1 protein-coding gene is annotated in these 272 nt (G+C 58.5%); it reads left to right on the top strand.

Translation table 11 applies throughout. The features are described 5' to 3' along the window. Positions 1-272: PTS sugar transporter subunit IIA (locus tag VJI93_RS08825; protein ID WP_324009327.1), on the top strand; the 272-nt coding region annotated here is incomplete at both ends.

Raw genomic sequence — 272 nt, 5'->3', positions numbered from 1 at the left:
ATCCGTACAGGACATCCATCCGGGCGAAAAGGCCGGAGACAAAGAAGAGGCGATTCGCCAGGTCGCTGCGGCGCTGGTGCAGGCCGGTAATGTAGCAGAAGGCTACGTCAATGGCATGCTGGCGCGCGAACAGCAAACCTCAACGTTCCTCGGCAATGGTATTGCTATTCCACACGGCACTACCGACACCCGCGATCAGGTGCTGAAAACCGGCGTTCAGGTATTTCAGTTCCCGGAAGGCGTCACCTGGGGTGACAGTCAGGTAGCGTACG

Origin of the sequence: Parvimonas sp. M20 (genome assembly GCF_035282425.1) — a bacterium.
GTDB lineage: Bacteria > Bacillota > Clostridia > Tissierellales > Peptoniphilaceae > Parvimonas.
This window is presented reverse-complemented; position numbering and strand designations above follow the sequence as displayed.